This window comes from Micromonospora sp. ATA51 (assembly GCF_016802855.1).
In the GTDB taxonomy this organism is placed as follows: domain Bacteria; phylum Actinomycetota; class Actinomycetes; order Mycobacteriales; family Micromonosporaceae; genus Micromonospora; species Micromonospora sicca.
The window spans coordinates 1-6,839 of the sequence record NZ_JAEVHJ010000340.1 but is presented as its reverse complement, the minus strand read 5'-3'; the positions used below and the strand labels follow the sequence as shown (position 1 = coordinate 6,839).

The 6,839-nt window shown below is 69.8% G+C and carries 4 protein-coding genes and 2 pseudogenes; 2 read left to right on the top strand and 4 right to left on the bottom strand.

Annotated elements, in window-relative coordinates; genetic code table 11:
- Positions 1-253, bottom strand: a pseudogene (locus tag JNW87_RS32280) (hypothetical protein); the annotation flags it as partial.
- 78 nt (positions 254-331) lie between these two features.
- Between JNW87_RS32280 and JNW87_RS32275 the strand changes: the two are divergent.
- On the top strand, positions 332-775 hold the full coding sequence (locus JNW87_RS32275; protein ID WP_109802894.1) for an OsmC family protein: 444 nt from the start codon (positions 332-334) through the stop codon (positions 773-775).
- A gap of 154 nt (positions 776-929) precedes the next feature.
- On the opposite strand, the pseudogene JNW87_RS32270 reads toward JNW87_RS32275, so the two are convergent.
- Positions 930-2,765 (bottom strand): annotated as a pseudogene (locus JNW87_RS32270) (glycoside hydrolase family 15 protein).
- A gap of 446 nt (positions 2,766-3,211) precedes the next feature.
- Between JNW87_RS32270 and JNW87_RS40290 the strand changes: the two are divergent.
- On the top strand, positions 3,212-3,595 hold the full coding sequence (locus JNW87_RS40290) for a UBP-type zinc finger domain-containing protein (protein ID WP_236648054.1): 384 nt from the start codon (positions 3,212-3,214) through the stop codon (positions 3,593-3,595).
- Between the two features lie 384 nt (positions 3,596-3,979).
- On the opposite strand, the gene JNW87_RS32260 is transcribed toward JNW87_RS40290, so the two are convergent.
- Together JNW87_RS32260 and ddaH are read right to left on the bottom strand one after the other, a co-directional pair.
- The gene (locus tag JNW87_RS32260; protein WP_236648056.1) at positions 3,980-5,116 is read right to left on the bottom strand and encodes an IS110 family transposase; all 1,137 of its coding nucleotides are present in this window, start codon (positions 5,114-5,116) and stop codon (positions 3,980-3,982) included.
- A 255-nt stretch (positions 5,117-5,371) separates the two neighbouring features.
- The gene (ddaH, locus tag JNW87_RS32255) at positions 5,372-6,142 is read right to left on the bottom strand and encodes a dimethylargininase (protein ID WP_109802895.1); all 771 of its coding nucleotides are present in this window, start codon (positions 6,140-6,142) and stop codon (positions 5,372-5,374) included.
- Between the last annotated feature and the right edge of the window lie 697 nt (positions 6,143-6,839).

Here is a 6,839-nt window from a genome sequence, read left to right as displayed (position 1 = left end):
GGTTGAACAGCGCCGCCAGGGCGCCAAAGCGAGTCCCCGCTTCCGCCTGCTGATTGTCGAGCAGATAACCGCTGTCATTGGCCACGTCCGCATCATCCCTCTCGCTGATGTCCACGTTGGCACGGACTCGTGGTTCAGGTTCGAGTGGTTGGATGACGCCGCGACGCTCCATGAGCAGGACACCGAGCAGGTTGGCGCCGACGCCGTTGCAGACGCCCCAGTCGTCGTCGCCCCAGTCGTTCGACTCGAGCATGGCGGTCTCGACGGTTGAGGATGGGCCGATCGGCCGGTCAGGCCGGTGGCTCGGGGACCAGAAGGTAGTTTCCCCGTCATGAGTGAGGACACCTTCCGCTCGGTGGAGATCGAGCGCACCAGCCTGGGGAAGTACGTCGCGCGGAATGTCCGCGGCGGATCGTTGTCGATGGGCACGGGCGAGGACGCCAGCTTCACGCCGGTGGAACTGCTGCTGGCTGCCATCGGCGGCTGCACTGCGATAGACGTGGACCACATCACCAGCCGCCGCGCCGAGCCGACTCAGTTCTCCGTCGAAGTCACTGGCGACAAAATCCGGGACGAGGTCGGGGGAAACCGGATGCAGAACCTCAGGGTCGAGTTCACCGTGACGTTCCCGGTGGGCGCGGACGGCGACCGGGCGCGCGAGGCGCTGCCCCGGTCGCTGCAGCAGTCGCACGAACGGCTCTGCACCGTCTCCCGTACCGTCGAACTTGGCACTCCCGTCTCGATCGTCGAGGCTGCCGGTTCCACCGGGGACTGAGGTCTCCGGGCGTCACCCGGGATTTGCGGGCGGCGCGGCGTTCGATCTCATGGAGCGAGTGCCCGCCCAGTCCGCGGCTGCGTCGCCGGTCGCGGCGGCTGCCCTGGCGGTGACTTCGGCTGGACTATGACGGCCCAATTGTGGCAGTGGTCGTTCACCGGCCGACCGCCTTCTGGCTGGCGGGGATGAGCCGCTCTGGTGCCGGCGGAAGGTCGTGGCGCCCGGCGTCCAGGTCGGTGAGGTCTCCGGCGGCGTTGATGAGGCCGATGTGTGAGAACGCCTGGGGAAAGTTGCCCAGGGCTTCCCCGCTGTACGGGTCGATCTGCTCGGCGAACAGGCCCAGGTCGTTGACCCGGTCGGCGAGCCGCTCGAAAAGCTGCCCGGCCCGGTCGCGCTCGCCGGCCAGCGCCAGGCAGCTGACCAGCCAGAAGGAGCAGATCACGAAGCCGGCGGGGTCGCCCTGCCAGCGGCGCAGCAGGCCGTCGTGGGACAACCTCTCCTCGATCATCCGGATGGTGGAACGGATTCTCGCGTCGTCGGCGGGAAGGAAGCCGACCATCGGCATCAGCAGCACCGACGCATCCAGTTCATCGGTGTCGAAGGCCGCGGTGAATGCCGCCTGCCGGTCGCTCCAGCCCCGGGTCAGCACGGCTCGTCGTACCTCGTCCCGTGCCGCTGCCCACCTGGCGACGTCCGCCTCGGATCCCAGGTGAGACCCGAAGCGGACGGCTCGGTCCAACGCCGTCCAGCACTGCACCTTCGACGACACGTAGTGGCGTTCGGCGTCGCGTGCCTCCCACATCCCGGCGTCCGGCAGGTGCCAGTCCCGCGCGGCCCGCTCGGTCATCGCGCGCAGCAGTTGGCGGATGTCCGGCGGCATCGGGTCGAGGTGCTCCCGCATCAGCCAGGCGGCGCTGAGCGGCTCACCGTGCACGTCGTTCTGCCGTTGTCGCCAGGCGTCGTTGCCGACCAGTACCGGTCGGCTGCCGGAGAAGCCGGCCAGGTGCTCGAGGTGGTGTTCGGTGAGGTCCCGTTCGCCCTCCACCCCGTACATGATCGGCACGATGCCCTCGTTCATGCCCATCGACCGTGTCAACCACCCGACGTGCAGGTTGAGCTCGTCGGTGCAGGCCACGCGCCAGAGCGCCTCCAGCGTGAGGCTGAAGTCGCGTACCCAGCCGTAGCGGTAGTCGTAGTTGCGCTCGCCGCCCAACTCCTCGGGCAGGGACATCGTCGGGGCGGCCACCACGGCACCACTGGGCCGGTAGGTCATGCCCTGCACCACCAGCGCGCTGCGTCGCACCTGCTCCGGCTAGAGACCACGGTAGTCGTGCAGGCCCATCCAGGAGCGCCAGCCTGCGACGGCATTGTCGATCACCTGTTCGGCATCGAGCACCGCTGGCGGGCCGGCGTCGTACGCCGGCGCGTACCCCAGGGTGAAGTGACGCGTCTCGCCGGCTCGTACGGTGAACGACCCGAACGCCTCCCCGACCTCGCACACCAGTGGGATGGACGCGCGCAGATCCAGCCGGGCCGACGCGGCACTGGCGACCAACGCGTCGTCCTGCCGTACCAGCTGGGGGACCATCCGGCCGTACTCGAACCGTGGCCGGTAGTGCAAGCGCAGCGGGACCTCGCCGGAGAGTCACCGCACTACCCGGGCCAGCACCCTCGGCGAGTGCAGACCGACCTCATGGCCCCGCGCACCCGGTTCGAGGGCCAGCGCGTCGGTCACCGCCACGCTGCCCGTCGCGGTGGTGAAGACGGTACGAAGCACGAGCGTATCGGTCAGGTAGGCCCGGTCCGTGCTGAACCTACCCGCGGGACGGATCACCCAGTGCCCGGCATCATCATCAAGCAGGCGGGCGAACACCGACGGAGCGTCGAAGCGCGCAGGACACCACCAGTTCACCGACCCGGTGCGGTCCACCAGCACCGCGCTGCGACCATCGGCCAAGAAGCCGTGCTCCGCGATCCGTCCGCACCCCATGGAACGGACTACCCGAGCGGAACGCAGTGACACCGCCACGTCACGCCTCCCTCGAACCGCAGTCCAAGCGTGAAAGCGCACCTGGCTTTGGCCGCCGGACCGGTCCTGCGGCCCAGCGACGGGCGGGGCGCCGTGCCGGGCCGGTCCAGCCGACGGGCTCGCCGCCGGCCACCAGCTGGCGGGCAGGGTACGCCAGCAACGGCAGAAGTCCGGCCGTCCCGTCGGTCAGGCCGGTGAGCTATCGCCACGCCGTCGGACCCGGCCGGGACCTCCCGACACCGCACCGATCCTCAGACCCCTCGGCTGAGTGCCGGCCGGCACACCCGGCGGGGTCGGGGTGCGGGGCCGACGCTTTCGGGTGCCAGACTGCGAGGCCGGGGCGACCAGGCGGGACACGTGCGGATCGGTCCGACCGTCGGAGGCCGTGAGCCGGGAGGGAACCAATCGTGGGTGACCAGACCAAGCCCGAGCCGGAGCCGCAGGCCGTGACCGCGGCGATCGACGCTGCCGTGCCACCGAGCGGCCCGGGCTGCGTGGAGTGCGAGTCCTCCGGCGGGTGGTGGTTCCACCTGCGCCGCTGTGCGGCCTGCGGCCACGTCGGCTGCTGCGACTCTTCGCCGAGCCAGCACGCGACCGCTCACGCAGCCGCGACGGGTCACCCGGTCATCCAAAGCTTCGAACCCGGCGAGTCGTGGTTCTGGGACTACTCCAACGACCAGTTCTACGGCGACGGGCCGGAGCTGGCCGAGCCGCACTCGCACCCGCTCGACCAGCCCGCCCCCGGTCCCCGGGGGCGGGTACCGGAGGACTGGAAGACCCGGCTGCGCTGACTGCGCCCTGCCGGTCCGGTCAAGTCCCCGGACCCCGACGGTGTCCGGGCACGGACCTCCGGCCCGTACATCGCCCGACCGGCGCCCCGGTCGCCTCGCCCCCGCGACGACAAGATCAACGCAGCCTGCATCTCTTGCTAATCGCGCGTGATTATCTCCGCGGCCTCGATCTGCGGTTACAGCAGCCACAGCCGGATGCCGCGCCGTCCGTCCCGTGCGACCTACGGAGGTCGGATAGTTCTGGGTAAGTCGGCACATGCAGGCGATCTGCCGCTGGCGAACGCCTGAACCAGCCAGCCTTGACCCAGAGCGCTCGGGCGAGAGCGAGATCGGGTCCGCTCATCTGGCACCCCTCTGTGTCAAGAGGCGGCGAGGAGTGGTGTTCTAGGCTGGGGTTCGGCGGGTCCGGGAAGTGACTGTTCCGAAGTGTCGATCATGGGGATCGGGTCGGCCGCGCTGGATTGAAGAGTCGCCCCCACGTGTCCTCCCGGGCCCGTCCCGGCTTTCTTGGCGTCTTTGATCATTTGCTTGTAGACGATGTCGGACAGCCGGCGCTTGAGTGCGCATGGCCTCCATCGGTGTTTTGCCGGCGGCGAGTTTGCGCCGGTAGTAGGCGCGGCCTTCGGTGTCGTGGCGTAACTGGACGACGGCCATGATGTGCAGGGCCCGGTTGATGCGCCGGTTCCCGGCCCGGGACAGGCGGTGGCGTTGCTGGTCGCCGGATGAGGCGTCCAGGGGTGCGGTGCCGTTCCAGGACGCGAAGTGCCCGCGGGTGGCGAAGCGGCTGATGTCCGCGACGTCGCCGATCAGGCGGGCGGCGCCGGAGGGGCCGGTGCCGTTGAGGTCCTGCAGGCTGCTGCCGGTGGTCTCGACGAGCTCGGTCAGTTCCTTGTCCGCGGCCTTGATCTTCTTGTCGACCTGGACCAGTTCGGTGATCAGCTCGGAGGCGAGCCGGCGGCGGGTGCGCCCGACCAGATCACGCGGCCGGATCGTGTTGAGCAGGGCGCGGGCCTGCGGGGCGGACAGGAACTTCTTCGCCCCACCGGGCAGCAGTTCCAGCAGAAGCTTGTGGATGCGGTTGAGCAGGTCGGTGCGGGCGTGGCCGAGACCGTCGCGGCGGTCGACGAGCAGCCGCAGTGCAACGGTCGTGTCGTCGACGGTGACCTGCCGTAGACCCTTGCTGCGTAGGGCTGCGACGGCGACGCTGTGGGCGTCGACCGGGTCGGTTTTGCGGCCCTGGCCGGTGTCGAACACCCGGGCCCGGGCGGACAGCTTCGCCGGCACGTCCACCACCGTTTCGCCGTCCGCGACGAGGCGCTGAGCGATGTGCCGGCCGATGCCGTTGCAGCCCTCCACCGCCCAGATCCGGTCCTTGTGCTGCCGGCCGAGCTTCAGCATCGTCTGGTAGCCGTCGCGGTCGGTGCCGAACCGGCCCTGCGCGAGGACCTTCTCGCGGTCGTTGATGATCTCGATGGTCGCGGACCGCTTATGCGGATCCATACCGATGATGACCTGTCCCACGCTCGTCCTCCTCAATCAGACCGGGGCTGAATCCGGCGAGGAGGGCAGCGCTACTTCGAGCTGGGCAGACCTCTCTTGAGCCTCTCCGCGCCACGGTGACCGGCAGGACGCATGCCAGATGAGAGCCACACCAAACCGCGGTGGGCAGCCGCTGAAAGAGCGACCCCACCGGTCACCTCGACCAAGCCTGGCCGGGCTGCGGTCGTACCACCAGTAGATAAGTAGCCGCCGACCGGGTCCGGCTGGGGGCGTGGGTCAGACCCGGGGGATCAGCACGCTCAGGCAGGTGACGCAGCCCTCGAGCTTCTCGTACTCGCCGATGTCGACGATGACCGGCGTGAAGCCGAGGTCCGCCACGAGCGCCGCGGTGCGTGGCGCCGACGCGGCCAGCAGCACGAGGTCGTCACCGAGTGGTACGACGTGGCAGCCGGCCTCCTCGTCGACCGTGCGCATGGGTTGCCGGAGCGCGGTCGCGTCGAGCAGTTCCGGCAGCGCGAGCAGGGTGCCGTCGGGCAGCGCGGTCACGGCCGACTTGAGGTGCAGCACGTCGCGCAGCGGGACCGGGATTACCGTGCGCCCGCGGGTCGCCAGATGGGCGCGCAGCTGGGCGAGGCCCTCGCCGTTGGTGCGGCCGCCTCGGCCCACGTACACGGTGGTGCCGATTTGCAGCACGTCGCCGCCGTCCAGCGTCCCGGGAGCCTCGATGCGTACGACCTCCAGCCCGGCCTCGCGTACCGCCTTCTCCGTGCCGGGGATCTCCGGACGGCGCTGTGGCGCGCCCGGCCGTGTGATCACCGCCAGGCCATCGCAGACCACGACGGTGTCCTCGACGAACACCGAGTCGGGGCAGTGATCGGCGGGGGCGACCTCGCGCACCTGCCAGCCGGCCTCGGCGAGCGCGGCCCGGTACGCCTCGTGCTGACGCCGGGCCTGCGCGACGTCCACGTCGCTGCGCTCGATGTGGGTGACCAGCCCCTCGGCCAGCCGGTCGCTGGGTCGCCGGACCAGGGCAATGCCTCGCGTCATGCCACCAGTCTGCATGCGCCTGTCAGCCAAGCTCAAGCAGGGCAGGCAGCAGCTCGCGCTGCGCCCGATTGAGGAATGCAGAACTGCCGCTCGTTGCCGCCCTGCACGACGCGACGTTCAGATGCGTCCGACGCACCGCTCCTACCTCCTGCTCGGGTCCTGTCTCCACTCGTCAGAATGCGTGCAGGGGCCGCCCGCGGAACAGCGCCCGGTAGGAGACACAGCATCGCCGGCTTCGGATCCCACCGGGAACGGCTTGGTCGTCACAACCGCCGCCCCCGAGGTGGCTCGGTCGAGGTGTACGCCGGGAGCCGCATCGGTCGGCGCTCCGCCCGCTTCGCGATTCGAACTTTGCCTGGGAGCGGTTCGACGGCTGACTGAGTGACGATCGAGAAGCACCAGGCCGGACGTCGGTGCCTGGATGGTGGCGGTGTGTCGGCCGGGGGAGAGGGCTCGGGCGAGCCACGGGTCGAGTTGTTCGAGGATGTGGTCCTCGCGATGCCCTCGGGGCCCCAGCCGGGCACTCGGCTTGCCGGAGAAGCCGGAGCCGGGCATCGACGGGATCACCAGGGGGGACCCTGGTCAGCACGCCCCCGGCCTAGATCGTTGACCGGAATTTCGCTCCTGGTCAGCAGGGGCTAGTGATCGTAGGCGATCAATGATCGCTTGATCGGTGCGCCGATCGTCCAGTTGTGCC

Excerpts from the sequence above, each read along its gene's own strand:
- JNW87_RS32275 (WP_109802894.1), top strand. The coding sequence starts at position 332 with ATGAGTGAGGACACCTTCCGCTCGGTGGAGATCGAGCGCACCAGCCTG.
- ddaH (WP_109802895.1), bottom strand. The coding sequence starts at position 6,142 with ATGACGCGAGGCATTGCCCTGGTCCGGCGACCCAGCGACCGGCTGGCC.